At 74.1% G+C, this 13,329-nt stretch carries 12 protein-coding genes; 6 read left to right on the top strand and 6 right to left on the bottom strand.

Annotation, left to right across the window (positions count from 1 at the left end; translation table 11 throughout):
* From ACIBW6_RS09240 to zapE, 5 genes are all read right to left on the bottom strand, one after another.
* Positions 1–774, bottom strand: a complete 774-nt coding sequence (locus tag ACIBW6_RS09240; protein WP_399058372.1) for a peptidyl-tRNA hydrolase — start codon at positions 772–774, stop codon at positions 1–3.
* Positions 775–1,036: 262 nt separating this feature from the next.
* Positions 1,037–1,888, bottom strand: a complete 852-nt coding sequence (locus ACIBW6_RS09235) for a polysaccharide deacetylase family protein (RefSeq protein WP_399058794.1) — start codon at positions 1,886–1,888, stop codon at positions 1,037–1,039.
* A gap of 84 nt (positions 1,889–1,972) precedes the next feature.
* Positions 1,973–2,881, bottom strand: a complete 909-nt coding sequence (locus ACIBW6_RS09230) for an ABC transporter substrate-binding protein (RefSeq protein WP_399058370.1) — start codon at positions 2,879–2,881, stop codon at positions 1,973–1,975.
* Between the two features lie 93 nt (positions 2,882–2,974).
* The gene (locus ACIBW6_RS09225; protein WP_399058368.1) at positions 2,975–4,351 is read right to left on the bottom strand and encodes an alkaline phosphatase PhoX; all 1,377 of its coding nucleotides are present in this window, start codon (positions 4,349–4,351) and stop codon (positions 2,975–2,977) included.
* Between the two features lie 231 nt (positions 4,352–4,582).
* A complete protein-coding gene (zapE, locus tag ACIBW6_RS09220) occupies positions 4,583–5,692 on the bottom strand; it encodes a cell division protein ZapE (RefSeq protein ID WP_399058366.1) in 1,110 nt (369 codons plus the stop codon).
* Positions 5,693–5,729: 37 nt separating this feature from the next.
* Between zapE and ACIBW6_RS09215 the strand changes: the two genes are divergently transcribed.
* The 4 genes from ACIBW6_RS09215 (at position 5,730) to msrB (ending at position 9,128) form a co-directional block, all read left to right on the top strand.
* Complete coding sequence (locus ACIBW6_RS09215; RefSeq protein WP_399058364.1) at positions 5,730–6,551, top strand: pyrimidine reductase family protein; 822 nt, start codon at positions 5,730–5,732, stop codon at positions 6,549–6,551.
* A 132-nt stretch (positions 6,552–6,683) separates the two neighbouring features.
* Positions 6,684–7,157 (top strand): indole-3-glycerol phosphate synthase, encoded by a 474-nt coding sequence (locus ACIBW6_RS09210; RefSeq protein WP_399058362.1) that lies wholly within the window; start codon positions 6,684–6,686, stop codon positions 7,155–7,157.
* A 142-nt stretch (positions 7,158–7,299) separates the two neighbouring features.
* The gene (murC, locus tag ACIBW6_RS09205; protein WP_399058360.1) at positions 7,300–8,706 is read left to right on the top strand and encodes a UDP-N-acetylmuramate--L-alanine ligase; all 1,407 of its coding nucleotides are present in this window, start codon (positions 7,300–7,302) and stop codon (positions 8,704–8,706) included.
* Between the two features lie 14 nt (positions 8,707–8,720).
* Positions 8,721–9,128: a peptide-methionine (R)-S-oxide reductase MsrB gene (gene msrB / locus ACIBW6_RS09200; protein WP_356493957.1), complete on the top strand. Its 408-nt coding sequence runs from the start codon at positions 8,721–8,723 to the stop codon at positions 9,126–9,128.
* Between the two features lie 4 nt (positions 9,129–9,132).
* Here msrB and ACIBW6_RS09195 read toward each other — a convergent pair whose 3' ends face one another.
* Positions 9,133–9,921: an alpha/beta fold hydrolase gene (locus ACIBW6_RS09195; RefSeq protein ID WP_399058357.1), complete on the bottom strand. Its 789-nt coding sequence runs from the start codon at positions 9,919–9,921 to the stop codon at positions 9,133–9,135.
* A gap of 116 nt (positions 9,922–10,037) precedes the next feature.
* Here ACIBW6_RS09195 and ACIBW6_RS09190 point away from each other — a divergent pair, with 116 nt between their 5' ends.
* Together ACIBW6_RS09190 and cyc2 are read left to right on the top strand one after the other, a co-directional pair.
* Positions 10,038–10,901, top strand: coding sequence for a pentapeptide repeat-containing protein (locus ACIBW6_RS09190; protein ID WP_399058355.1), 864 nt, complete (start codon positions 10,038–10,040; stop codon positions 10,899–10,901).
* Between the two features lie 137 nt (positions 10,902–11,038).
* Entirely contained in the window at positions 11,039–13,279 is a 2,241-nt protein-coding gene (cyc2, locus tag ACIBW6_RS09185) for a germacradienol/geosmin synthase Cyc2 (protein ID WP_399058353.1), read from the top strand.
* The last annotated feature ends 50 nt before the right edge of the window (positions 13,280–13,329 follow it).

Raw genomic sequence — 13,329 nt, 5'->3', positions numbered from 1 at the left:
TCACGCCCGGCCGAGCCCCGACAACAGGCCGCCGTCGCGGGCCCCTTCGGTCACCACCGTGCACGATCCCGGCGCGATCTCCGTGAACCCGGCGTCCCGGACCACCGGCAGCCCTGCCCGGGTCAGCGGCTCCCAGCGCTCCCGGGCGGCCACCCGCACCGACAGCGGGAAGCCCGCCTCCCGCCACTCCTTGCGCTGCCCGTCGGACAGCTCCCACCACGCCAGCTGCGCGCCGTGCCCGGCCTGCGCCATGGCCTTGCCCGCCGTCATGTCGAGGTCGGGGTTGAGCCAGAGCACCGGCGCCGCGGGGTCCGGGGCGGGCGGCGGCTGCGGGTCGTCGAGGTCCGTGCCGGAGACCTGGAGCTTCGCCAGGTCCTTGGGCCAGCCGTCGAGCGGGACCGGCGGGAAGACCCGCACCTCGGCGCCGCCGCGCCCGGTGACCGTGATGCCGTCGAGGCCCTCCGCGCGGCGCCACTCCGCGCCCCGCGCCCGCCGCACCACCTTGCGGATCCGGGCGTCCTGCCAGTCCCGCATCACGGCGGCCCACTCGCCCTCGCCCAGCGAACGCTCGTCGGCGAGCATCACGAGGACCGCCCGCGCCGCCGTCTCCAGGGCGTCCGTACGGGCCGGCGGCGCGGCCCGCTCGATGCGCACCACGAGCGGCAGCACGAACTGCGGTGCCTCGTCGCGTGCGGTGCGCTCGTCGCGGAACGGGCTGTCGGCCCCGGCGGCCGTCGCCGGGGTCTGAGGCGTGGAGGTGTCGTCGCTGGTCACCCCTCCAGTCTGCCAGCAGCCGGGCACACCCCTGAGCCCGCGCGAGCCCCGGGCCGCCTCAGCCGGAACAGGCCTGGCGCTGTGCCTCCTGCCACTCGCAGACCGGGCACAGCGTCACGCCCTTGGTGGACTCGGGGTACTCGGTGGGCCTGCGGCACAGCACGCACTCGGCGACCTCGGCGACCTCGGCGACCTCGGCGACCTCGGTCCCGCCGTCCTTGCCGTCCCGCCCTGGGTGTTCTCCATGCGCCCCAGCGTACGGTCACGCCGTCCGGGCCGTCCCGAGCAGTTCGGAGACCCGGACGAACCGGAAGCCCCGCGCGCGCAGCGCCGGCACCACGGTCCGCACGGCCCGCTCCGTCGTCGGCGCCGCGCTGCGGGTGCAGTGCAGGACGACGACGGACCCCGGCGCCACCCCGTCGAGCACCTGCCGCGCCACCGCGTCCGCGTCCGTCGCGAACGCGTCGCCGCTCACCACGTCCCACTGCACCGCGGTGACCCCGGCCGGGGTCAGGGCCCGCAGCGCCCGCCGGTCGTAACAGCCGCCCGGAAAGCGGAAGTAGGGCACCACGCGCTTGATCCCGGCCCGGCGGAACGCGGCGAACGCCCGCTCGACGTCTGCCCGCATCCGCCCGGCGGGCACGGTGGGCAGCCCGTAGCAGTCGCCGGTGAAGGCGTAGTGGCTGTACGAGTGGTTGGCGACCTCGAAGAGCGGGTCGGCGCCGATGTCCCGGGCCTGCGCCGGATACTGCTCGGCCCACCGCCCGGTCATGAAGACCGTGGCCGGCACCCGCAGCGCCCGCAGGGCGGCGATGAGCGGGGGGTTGTCGAAGTGCTCGCCCGCGGCGGCGCGGGCGCCCTCGTCGGCGGTCATGTCGGCGTCGAAGGTGAGCGCGACGGTACGCTCCCGCGCCCGCGGGACGTGGGTGAAGACGGGGGTGAGCCCGGCGGGGCCGGGCGCCAGCGTGGGCGGCCCGGACGGCGCCGCGGCCGGGCGGCTCGCCGCGGGCCGGGGAGTGTGCCCCGGGCCCGGGGGCGCGGTGCCGCCGCCCGCGCAGGCGGCGGCACCGACGGCGAGGGCACCCAAAGCGCAGGTCAGCGCGGTGCGGGTCACTGCGGTGCGGGTCGCTGCGGTGCGGGTCGCTGTGGTGCGGCGGAGAGTACGGATCACTCCGCGACGGTAAACCCGAAAATGGTACTAATCGGGCAGGCGGGCGGCGCCGTCACCCCCATGCCGTCGCAGCACCTGCGCCACCTGGGCGAAGAACGCCGCGTGCGCGGTGGCGCTGGCCGCGATCTCCGGGTTCCACGGCAGCACCACGGCCCGCTCGGCGACGGCCGCCCACCGCGCGTCCCCCGCGTACTGCTCCGGCGGCGCCGCGTTGGCCCGGGCGTCCACCAGCACCACGTCCGGCGCCGGTTCGGCCGCGTCGGCCCAGGAGCCGGTGGACCAGTTCGCCCCGGGCCCCTCCGGCGGCTCCATGGTGCGCACCCCGAAACCGGTCAGGGCGCTCAGATCGGGCCACTTCGCGGGCCGCGCGAGGTGCACGCTGTCCGGGCCGCCGGGCGAGAGCGCCAGCACCCGGACCGGGCCCGCCGCCGCGGCGGCGGCGGCCAGCTCCCGCTCCGCCCGCGCCAGTTCCCGCTGCGCCGACGCGTCCTCGGCCGCGCCGAGCGACCGGCCCAGCTCCGCCACCCGCTCGCGGACGGCGGCCAGCCCCCGGCCCTGCCCCACGTCGATCACGACGACGGGGACGTGCTCCTCCAGGTGCTTCGCCACGTCCGGTTCGACGCCGTACACCTGCCCGCCGCCGTAGGTGAGCGCGACGACGAGATCGGGCCGCACGGCGAGGACGTCGTCGAGCCCGAGCCCCGCCCCGGCCCCCAGGTACGCGACGTCGTCCAGGGGCAGCGCCCCGGACTTGGCGCGATCGGGTCCGCCGCCGTCGTGGTACGAGCCGAAGATCCCCACGGGACGTATCCCCAGGTCCCACAGGCTCGCTCCGGCCTGTATGTACGCGACGACCCGCCGCGGCGTCCGTGGCGCGGTGGCCAGGTGCCCGCGGTCGTCGGTGAACTCCCATGCGCTGTCCGGTCGTTCGTTCATGCTGGGACCTTGCCCAGGGCGCCCGCGCACCACGCCGCCCGAAACCGGTCAGATGACGGGCGGCCGGTCGCGGGCGGCGGCGTCAGTGCCGCGTCACGTGTGCCAGGGGCCGGTCACCGCGAACGTCGTCCCCGGCGTGTAGCAGTTCACGTACATGGTCCTGCCGTCCGGCGCGAACGTGACGCCGGCGAACTCGCCCCAGGCGGGCTCCTGCGCCGTCCCGATGTTCTGCCGGCCGCGCGCCATCGCGTAGACCTCGCCCTTTCGGGTCACGCCGAAGACGTGCTGCGCGCCCTCGCCGTCCTCGCACACCATCAGACCGCCGCTGGGTGCCAGGCAGATGTTGTCGGGCTCCTCGCCGGGCAGCTGCACGTCCGTGTCCGGGCCGAAGACGATGACCAGCGTGAGCCGGCGTGCCGCGGGGTCGTAGCGCCAGATCTGCCCGAAGTGGTCGGCGGCGGACCCTTCGCGGCTGCGCGCGTACGACGAGACGAAGTAGACGCACGAGCCGCCCCAGTAGCACCCCTCCAGTTTCTGCGCGTGGGTGATGCCGCGGCGCCCGAAGTCCTGATTGCGGATGGGGGTCTCGGTGGCGAGCGGATCGGGGACGTCGGCCCACTCGATGCCGGTGAAGGTCGCGCCGGTCTCCTGCACCACCGACAGGTCGGGCAGGCCGGGCACCCGCATCGCCTGGAGCCGGCCGCCGGCCCGCAGCGAGCCGAGGCCGCCGTGCGGCTTCTCGGGCAGGAACCGGTAGAAGAGGCCGAACGGCTTGTCGAAGGCGTCCTCGGTCTCGTAGACGACGCCGCGCCGCGGATCGACGGCGATCGCCTCGTGCTGGAAGCGGCCCATGGCGGTGAGGGGCACCGCCCCCGAGCGGTGCGGGTCGACCGGGTCGACCTCGAAGATGAAGCCGTGGTCCTTGGTGTACCCGTTCGTGCCGGCCTTGTCCTCGGTCTCCTCGCAGGTCAGCCAGGTGCCCCACGGGGTGTGGCCGCCCGCGCAGTTGACGGCCGTACCGGCGATGGCGACCCGCTCGGAGAGCACCGCGCCGTGCCGGTCGACGGTCAGCGCCGTACAGCCGCCCTTGCCCATCGGGTCGTAGGTGAGGCCCTCGACGGTCGGTACGGGGATCTTGCCGGTGACGCGGTTCTCGTGGTTGCGCACGAGGTGGACGCGGCCCTGGCGGCCGGCGAAGGCGGCCATGCCGTCGTGGTTGCTGGGGACCGGCCCCTCCCCGGAGCGCAGCTGGTCGCCCTCGCGCGAGAGCACCCGGTAGCGGAAACCTTTCGGCAGATCGAGCAGCCCGGCCGGATCGGGGACCAGCGGGCCGTAGCCGGCGCGGCCGTGGGCGGCGGCGGAGCCCGCGAAGAGTTCGGACAGGGTCCCGGCGAAGGCGATGCCCACCCCCAACGCGCCGGAACGGGCGAGCATCTGACGTCGTGTCGCGGACAGCCGTGTCTCAGACATGGGACAACCTCCTGCTGGCGGACAGGAACTGTGACCCGGTGTGTCTATCACCTGCGCCGCGGCGCGGGAACCACGCGCGTAGCGTCGGCGGGCCGCGCCGCGCTCCGGTGGCCGGACCGGTGGCGGGCCGCGCGCGGTCCCGCTCCGCACCGGTGGCGTGCCGGTGGCGCGATCTCGCGCCTGACCGGTCGCGGGCGCTCCGTGATCCATCGCCGTACCGGCGGCGCGCCGCTACGGCCGGACGAGGTCCTTGGCGTCGCGGGCGAGGGCGGTGAGCCGCGAGATCGCCCGGAAGTACTTCTTCCGGTAGCCGCCGTTCAGCATCTCCTCGCTGAACAGGCCGTCGAACGGCAGCCCCGAGGCGAGCACCGGGATCTCCCGGTCGTAGAGCCGGTCGGCGAGGACCACCAGGCGTAGGGCGGTGGACTGGTCGGGCACGGCGGAGACGTCCGTCAGGCAGACCGCGCTCAGGTCGTCGGTCAGCGCGCCGTACCGGCTGGGGTGCACCCGCGCCAGGTGGTCGAGCAGCTGCGGAAAGGCGTCGAGCGAGGCGCCCTCGGTGGCGTACGCGGCCTTGGTGACCTGCTCGTCCGAGAAGGGCGCGGGCGCCTCGGGCAGGCCGCGGTGCCGGTAGTCCTCGCCGTCGATGCGCAGTGGCCGGAAATGGGCGGACAGGCCCTGGATCTCGCGGAGGAAGTCCGCGGCGGCGAACCGGCCCTCGCCGAGCTTGCCGGGCAGCGTGTTCGACGTGGCGGCGAGCGCGACGCCCGCCTCGACCAGCCGGCCCAGCAGCGTGGAGACGAGGACGGTGTCGCCCGGGTCGTCGAGCTCGAACTCGTCGATGCACAGCAGCCGGTGCCCGCTCAGCGTGCGCACGGTCTGCTGGAAGCCGAGGGCGCCGACCAGGTTCGTCAGCTCGACGAAGGTGCCGAACGCCTTCTGCTCGGGCGCGGCCGGGGTCGCGTGCCACAGCGAGGCGAGGAGGTGGGTCTTGCCGACGCCGTACCCGCCGTCCAGGTAGACGCCGCGCGGGCCGGCCGGGGCGGCGGGCTTCTTCCCGAAGCCGAACAGCCCGCGCTTCTTGCCGCCGCCCGCCTGCGCGCCGAGCCCGGCGGCGAAGGAGCTGAGGACCTGCACGGCCTGTGTCTGGCTCGGCTGGTTCGGGTCCGGGATGTAGGTGTCGAAACGAGCGGCGCTGAACCGGGGCGGCGGCACCATCTCGGCGACCAGGCGCTCCGCGGGGACGTGCGGTTCGCGGGCGCACAGGGACGGGGGCGCCGCGTCGGCTATGGGGCTGCTGCCCGTCGGGCGGGAGCCGGGGGCTTCGGGGGAGGACGACACAACTCATCAGCTTAATGGCCGTGCCACACTGCACGTCATGCGACGCCTGTTCCCTGTGACGTACGAAACAGCAGATCACGAGGGCCGGGAGGGACGCGAAGCGGCCGCGGGCCCGTCCGGCCGCGAGTGGAGCCTCGACGAGCTGGCCGACGCCTACGGATATCCGGCCGAGGCGGCGGCGGGGGTCTGGCTGCGCGCCAACATGGTCTCCACCCTGGACGGCGCCGCGCAGCACGACGGCCGCTCCCAGCCCATCTCCTGCCCCGCCGACATGCGGATCTTCGGCACCCTGCGCGCCCTCGCGGACGCCGTGGTCGTCGGCGCCGAGACGGTCCGCCAGGAGGGGTACCGGCCGGCCCGGGCCCGGGACGCGTTCGCCGCGCGCCGCGCGGCGGCCGGGCAGGGCCCCGCCCCCTCCATCGCCGTGATCAGCGCCCGCCTCGACCTCGACTTCACACTGCCGCTCTTCACCGAGCCGCTGGCCCCGACGTACGTCCTCACGGGCGCGGCCGCGCCCGCGGAGCGGATGGCGGCGGCCCGCGCGTCCGGCGCGCAGGTGCTGATCGCGGGCGAGGGCGCCGGGGTGGAACCGGAGCGTGCGGTGGCGGCCCTCGCCGGGCGGGGGCTGACGCGGCTGCTCACCGAGGGCGGCCCGCGGCTCCTGGGCCAGTTCGTGGCCGCACAGGTGCTCGACGAGCTCTGTCTCACCCTGTCGCCGCTGCTCACGTCGGGTACCGCGCAGCGCATCGCCGGGGGCTCGGGGCCGGTCCTGCCGGCCCGTTTCGAACTGGCGTCGCTGCTGGAGGAGGACGGTTTCCTCTTCTCCCGGTACCGTCGGCCCCGACACGGAACGGAATGACTCGTTCCGTTTAGTCCCCGCTGGGCACACTAAAACCTGCAGACCCCGTGCGGCCACGGGGCAGGATGGTTTCCGCAGGTCCCCAGGGCCGGATGCAGGACGGCCCGCGGCAGGAGAAGAAGGGCGCCCGTCGTGTTCACGAGCGTATTGATGATCGAAAAGGCTCTGACCTCCGCCGACGTGGAGTTCGTCACCACACTCCACGGGGAGGAGGAGGTCTCCTTCCACGTGCTGCTCCAGCCCCGCGGCGACCAGGCGGACCGCCTGCTGCGGGCCATCGACGACGTCGCGATGGGCGAGCTGGACGAGGCGGCCCGCGAGGACGAGGTGCCCGAGGGCGACGAGGCCAGGGCCCCGGCGGAGCAGGCGCTCGGCGTCTCCCTCACCGCGCTGCACCAGGCCGGCTGCGCCGCCGCGGGCCGGCTCATCGAGAACCACCCGCTCGACGCGCTCAAGGGTCTTGTCGACGAGGTCCGGGCCGACGAGGTGATCGTGCTGACCGACCCGCACTACGTCGAGGAGTTCTTCCACCGCGACTGGGCCTCGCGCGCCCGGCACAAGGTGGGCGTGCCGGTGCTGAAGCTGTTCTCGCACAGCAAGGCGTGACGCCGCGGGGTTCGCGGGCGGTGGCGCGGGCCGCGGGCGCGGATGCGGGGCGGGCGGGGCCGAGGCCATAGGCTGGCCCCCGCCCGCGGTCGCCGTGACCGCGGACCGCAGCACCCGAAAGAACCCCAGGGGAGAGACACGTATGGCACCCGGCCTGCCCACTTCTACCGCCGCCATGGACCGACCCCACTTCATCGGCATCGGCGGCGCCGGGATGTCGGGCATCGCCAAGATCCTCGCCCAGCGCGGCGCGCGCGTCGCGGGCAGCGACGCGCGGGAGTCCGCAACCGCCGAGGCGCTGCGCGCGCTCGGTGCCACGGTCCACATCGGGCACGACGCCGCGCACCTGTCGCCCGAGGCCAGCTGCGTCGTCGTCTCCTCGGCGATCCGCGAGGACAACCCCGAGCTGCGGCGCGCCGCCGAGCTCGACATCCCCGTCGTGCACCGCTCCGACGCGCTCGCCGCCCTCATGGACGGCCTGCGCCCCATCGCGGTGGCCGGCACCCACGGCAAGACGACGACCACGTCGATGCTGGCCGTGGCCCTCTCCTCGCTCGGCCTCGACCCCTCGTACGCGATCGGCGGCGACCTGGACGCCCCGGGCTCGAACGCGCTCCACGGCGAGGGCGACATCTTCGTCGCCGAGGCCGACGAGTCGGACCGCAGCTTCCACAAGTACCGCCCCGAAGTCGCGATCATCCTGAACGTCGAACTCGACCACCACGCCAACTACGCGTCGATGGACGAGATCTACGACTCCTTCGAGATCTTCACCTCGAAGATCGTCCCCGGCGGCACCCTCGTCATCGCCGCGGACCAGCCCGGCGCCGTCGAGCTGACCCGCCGCATCCGCGACACGACCTCCCTCAAGGTCGTCACCTACGGCGAGTCGAGTGCCGCGGACATCCGCATCCACAAGGTCACGCCGCGCGGCCTGACCAGCGAGGTGACGGTGCTCCTCGACGGCAAGCTGCTCACCTTCACCGTCTCGGTCCCCGGCCGCCACTACGCGCACAACGCGGTCGCGGCGCTCGCCGCGGGCGTCGCGCTCGGCATCCCCTCCCGGAACCTGGCCGGGGCGATCAAGTCGTACACGGGCGTCAAGCGCCGCCTCCAGCTCAAGGGCGAGGCGAACGGCGTGCAGGTCATCGACTCGTACGCGCACCACCCCACCGAGATGACGGCCGACCTGGAGGCGATGCGCGCCGCTGCGGACGGCTCCCGGCTGCTGGTCCTCTTCCAGCCGCACCTCTTCTCCCGCACCCAGGAGCTCGGCCAGGAGATGGGCGAGGCCCTCAAGCTCGCGGACGCCTCGGTCGTCCTCGACATCTACCCGGCCCGCGAGGACCCGATCCCCGGCATCACCAGCGCCCTGATCGTCGACGCGGCCCGCGCCGCCGGCGCCGACGTGCAGGCCGCCGAGGACCGGGCCGCGGCGGTCGAGGCCGTCGCGGGAATGGCGAAGCCCGGTGATCTCGTTCTCACCATGGGAGCGGGCGACGTCACGGACCTCGGCCCGCGCATCCTGGACCACCTCGCACAGCGCTGAAAGGGAGTGCCTCCATGTCGTACGACGTCGAGAAGCCGGACGAGCAGTGGCGCGCGGAGCTGAACCCGGCGGAGTACGCGGTACTGCGCCAGGCCGGCACCGAGCCCGCCTTCACCGGTGAGTACACCGACACCAAGACCAAGGGCGTCTACGGCTGCCGGGCCTGCGGCGCCGAGCTGTTCACCTCGACCGAGAAGTTCGAGTCCCACTGCGGCTGGCCCTCCTTCTACGACCCGAAGGACTCCGCCGCGGTCGAACTCATCGAGGACCGCTCGCACGGCATGGTCCGCACCGAGGTGCGCTGCGCGCGGTGCGGCTCGCACCTCGGCCACGTCTTCGAGGGCGAGGGCTACGCGACCCCGACCGACCAGCGCTACTGCATCAACTCGGTGTCGCTGCGGCTGGAGCCGGACGCGGGCTGAGGCCCTAGGACCGGGGGCCGGGCCGGTCCGCGCGGAGGAAGTCCTCCACCACCCGGATCAGCGCCAGCGGCGCCTCGTCCATCGCGTAGTGGCCGCAGACCGGCAGGTCGACCAGTTCGCCGCGGGGGAACCAGCGCAGCCACGTGGAGCGGATCAGCTCCGCGGGCAGCGCCGGGTCGAGCCGACCGGTCACCGCCAGCGCGGGCGTCCCGCAGCCGTCCAGCTCCCGGTGGAAGTCGTCGCCGGTCCACGAGTCGAGCCAGGCGCGGAACGCCTTGGCGTCGCTGCGCGCCACGGACCGCGCCGTCATCCGGTCCAGCCAGGCCTCCGGGCGGACCCCGCCGGTGGTGAGGTCCAGGATGGTGCGGCGGTGCGCCGGCTCGGTGTCCGCCGTCGCGAACAGCTCCCACTGCTGGGGCGGCAGCGCGAGCCCCGACGCCGGGACCGGCGAGACGCCCACGATCCGGCGCACCCGGTGCCCGGCCGACGCCAGGACGCGCTGCGCCACGCTCGCCCCCATCGAGTGTCCGATGAGCGAGAAGCGCTCCCAGCCGAGCCGGTCCGCGAGCGCCAGCACGTCGGCCGCGCCCTCGGCCGTCGTGTACGCGCCCGGGGTGTCCTTCGCCTCCCCGTAGCCACGCAGGTCCACCAGCGCGTACGTGAAGGAGTGCCGGTCCAGATCGGCCACGACCGCGTCGTAGGCGGACCGGTCGGCGAACCAGCCGTGCACCGCGATCACCCGGTGCGGGCCGTCTCCGTGCAGCTCATGGGGAAGCAGGTAGGTGGAGGCCACGTCGACTCCCGGGGCATGGGGCGGGGCGGGGGGTGCGTCCACGGTGGCGCGGCCACGCGCCGGCCACAAGAGGGCCTGCCCGGCGCAGCGGCCGCGAGGTCGGCGACAATGGGGGAGTGACCTCGCCCGACGCTTCCCCCGACGAGCCGCACGTGCCCCGCGTGCCCCACGAGCCCGACCGCCCGGAGCTGCGCGCCGACTGCGCCGACTGTTTCGGACTGTGCTGCGTCGCACTGCCGTTCGCCAAGTCGCAGGACTTCGCGCGGAACAAGAGCGCGGGCACCCCCTGCCACCACCTCCGGGACGACTTCCGCTGCGGCATCCACACGAAGCTGCGCGTCGAGGGCTACCGGGGCTGCACCGTCTTCGACTGCTTCGGCGCCGGCCAGAAGATCTCCCAGGTCACCTTCGAAGGCGTCAGCTGGCGCGAGCGCCCCGAGAGCGCGCGGGCGATGTACGACGTGTTCCCCACCATGCGTCACCTGCACGAGCTGCTCTGGTACCTGAGCGAGGTCGTGCGGCTGCCCGCGGCGGAGCCGGTGCACGAGGAGGCACAGCGCGCGTACGACGCCATCGAGCGGCTCACGCGCGCGGGCGCCGACGCCCTGCTCGCCGTCGACGTGCCCGCCGTCCGCGGCGAGGTCAACACGGTGCTGCTCACCGCGAGCGACCTGGTGCGCGCCACCGTGCCCGGGCGCAAGAAGAACCATCGCGGCGCGGACCTCGTCGGCGCCCGGCTGCGCGCCGCCGACCTGCGCGGCGCCACCATGCGCGGCGCGCTCCTCGTCGCCGCCGACCTGACCGGCGCCGACCTGCGCTCGGCGGACCTGATCGGCGCGGACCTGCGGGACGCGCGCCTCAACGGCGCCGACCTGACCGGGGCCGTCTTCCTCACCCAGGCCCAGCTGGAGGCCGCCCGCGGCGACGGCGCCACCAAGCTGCCGGCGGGCCTGACGCGGCCCGCGCACTGGGCGGCGTGACCCGCGCCTGTCGCGCTTCTCACCGCCCGGGCGGGCCGCTTCCCCGCCCGGGGCCCGTTCAGTCATCGTTCACGCGATGGGGCGATCACGGGCCGCCCCGCGGATGCCCGCCCCGGGGCACGGGTAGGCCCGCGCACATGACTGAGCAGTCCTCACAGCCGTTCCAGCTGCCGCGCTTCTACATGCCGTACCGCGCGCGGCTCAACCCGCACCTCGACGAGGCGCGCGCCCACTCCGGCGCGTGGGCGCGCTCCATGGGCATGCTGGAGGGCAGCGGCGTCTGGGAGCAGCGCGATCTCGACGCCCACGACTACGGACTGCTGTGCGCGTACACGCACCCGGACTGCGACGGGCCCGCCCTCTCCCTGGTCACCGACTGGTACGTGTGGGTGTTCTTCTTCGACGACCACTTCCTGGACATGTTCAAGCGCACGAACGACCGGGAGGCGGGCCGGGCCCACCTCGCCCGGCTGCCGCTCTTCATGCCCATGGACCTCGCCATCCCGGTGCCCGAGCCGGAGAACCCGGTCGAGGCGGGCCTCGCCGACCTGTGGCGGCGCACCGTGCCCGCGATGTCCGCCGACTGGCGTCGCCGGTTCGCCGAGGCCACCGAGCACCTCCTCAACGAGTCGCTGTGGGAGCTCTCCAACATCAACGAGGGCCGTGTCGCCAACCCCGTCGAGTACATCGAGATGCGCCGCAAGGTCGGCGGCGCGCCCTGGTCGGCGGGGCTCGTCGAGTACGCGACCGCCGAGGTCCCCGCCTCCGTCGCCGGATCGCGGCCGCTGCGCGTGCTGATGGAGACCTTCTCCGACGCCGTGCACCTGCGCAACGACCTCTTCTCCTACGAGCGCGAGGTCCACGACGAGGGCGAACTCTCCAATGGCGTCCTGGTGCTGGAGACCTTCTTCGGCTGTGCGACCCAGGAGGCGGCGGAGATCGTCAACGACGTGCTCACCTCGCGGCTGCACCAGTTCGAGCACACCGCGCTCACCGAGGTGCCCGCCCTCGCCCTGGACGCGGGGCTCGCCCCGGACGAGGTCGCCGCCGTCGCCGCGTACACGCGCGGCCTCCAGGACTGGCAGTCCGGCGGCCACGAATGGCACCTGCGCTCCAGCCGGTACATGAACGAGGGCGCGGTGCAGGAGAGTTCGCCGCTGCACGGACCCACCGGGACCGGCACCGCCTCCGCCGACGTGCGCGCCCTGCTCGACTCGGTGGGGGCCGAGCGGCTGCGGGCGTACACGCACGTGCCGTACCAGAAGACCGGCCCTTCGCTGCTGCCGGACTTCGCCCTGCCGTTCGAGGTGCGGCTGAACCCGGCGCTCGACCGCGCGCGCGAGCACCTCGTGCCCTGGACGCGGCGGATGGGCATGCTCGCCGAAGGCGTCTGGGACGAGGACCGGCTCGCCGCCGCCGACCTGGCGCTCTGCTCCGCCGGGATCGATCCGGACGGCACGCCCGAGGCCCTCGACCTGAGCGCGCAGTGGCTCGCCTGGGGCACCTACGGGGACGACTACTACCCGCTGGTCTTCGGACACCGGCGCGACCTCGCCGCCGCCCGGCACTGCACCGCCCGCCTGTCGGCCTGCATGCCCGTCGCGGACGAACCCGTCCCCGCCCCGGCCAACGCCATGGAGCGCGGTCTCCTCGACCTGTGGGCCCGCACCACGGCGGGGATGTCGCGGCGCCGGCGGGCCGAGTTCCGCGCGTCGGTCGACGTCATGACGGACAGCTGGGTGTGGGAGGTCCTCAACCAGGTGCAGCACCGCATCCCCGACCCGGTCGACTACCTGGAGATGCGCCGCGCCACCTTCGGCTCCGACCTCACCATGAGCATGTGCCGGATGGGCCACGGCCCCGCCGTGCCGCGCGAGGTGTACCGCTCGGGTCCCGTCCGGGCCCTGGAGAACGCGGCCGTCGACTACGGCATGCTGATCAACGACGTGTTCTCGTACCAGAAGGAGATCGAGTACGAGGGGGAGATCCACAACGCGATCCTCGTCGTGCAGAACTTCTTCGGCATCGACTACCCGCGGGCCCTGGGCATCGTGCACGACCTCATGACGCAGCGACTGCGGCAGTTCGAGCACATCGTCACGCACGAGTTCCCCGTCCTCTACGAGGACTTCAAGCTCCGCGGCGAGGCCCGCGCCGTCCTGGACGGCTACGTCGAGCAGCTGCGGAACTGGATGGCGGGCATCCTCAACTGGCACCGGAACGTGGACCGCTACCGCGCCGGCTACCTGGCCGGCCGCGCCCACGGCTTCCTGCCGGACCGCGCCCCGGCCGTACCCGGCACCCCACCCGCCCCCGAACCCGCCGCGTCCGGGACGCGGCCCCCAGGCAGCCCGGCGGGAGCGTTCGGCGCCTTCTAGGCCCATACAGCACCGAGGCCGGGCGCTGGGGCGGGAAGGGGATCGGTGAA

Origin of the sequence: Streptomyces sp. NPDC049813 (assembly GCF_044465085.1) — a bacterium.
Classification (GTDB): Bacteria; Actinomycetota; Actinomycetes; order Streptomycetales; family Streptomycetaceae; genus Streptomyces.
Note: the sequence above shows the minus strand (reverse complement) of the source record. Positions and strands in the feature narration are given on the sequence as shown.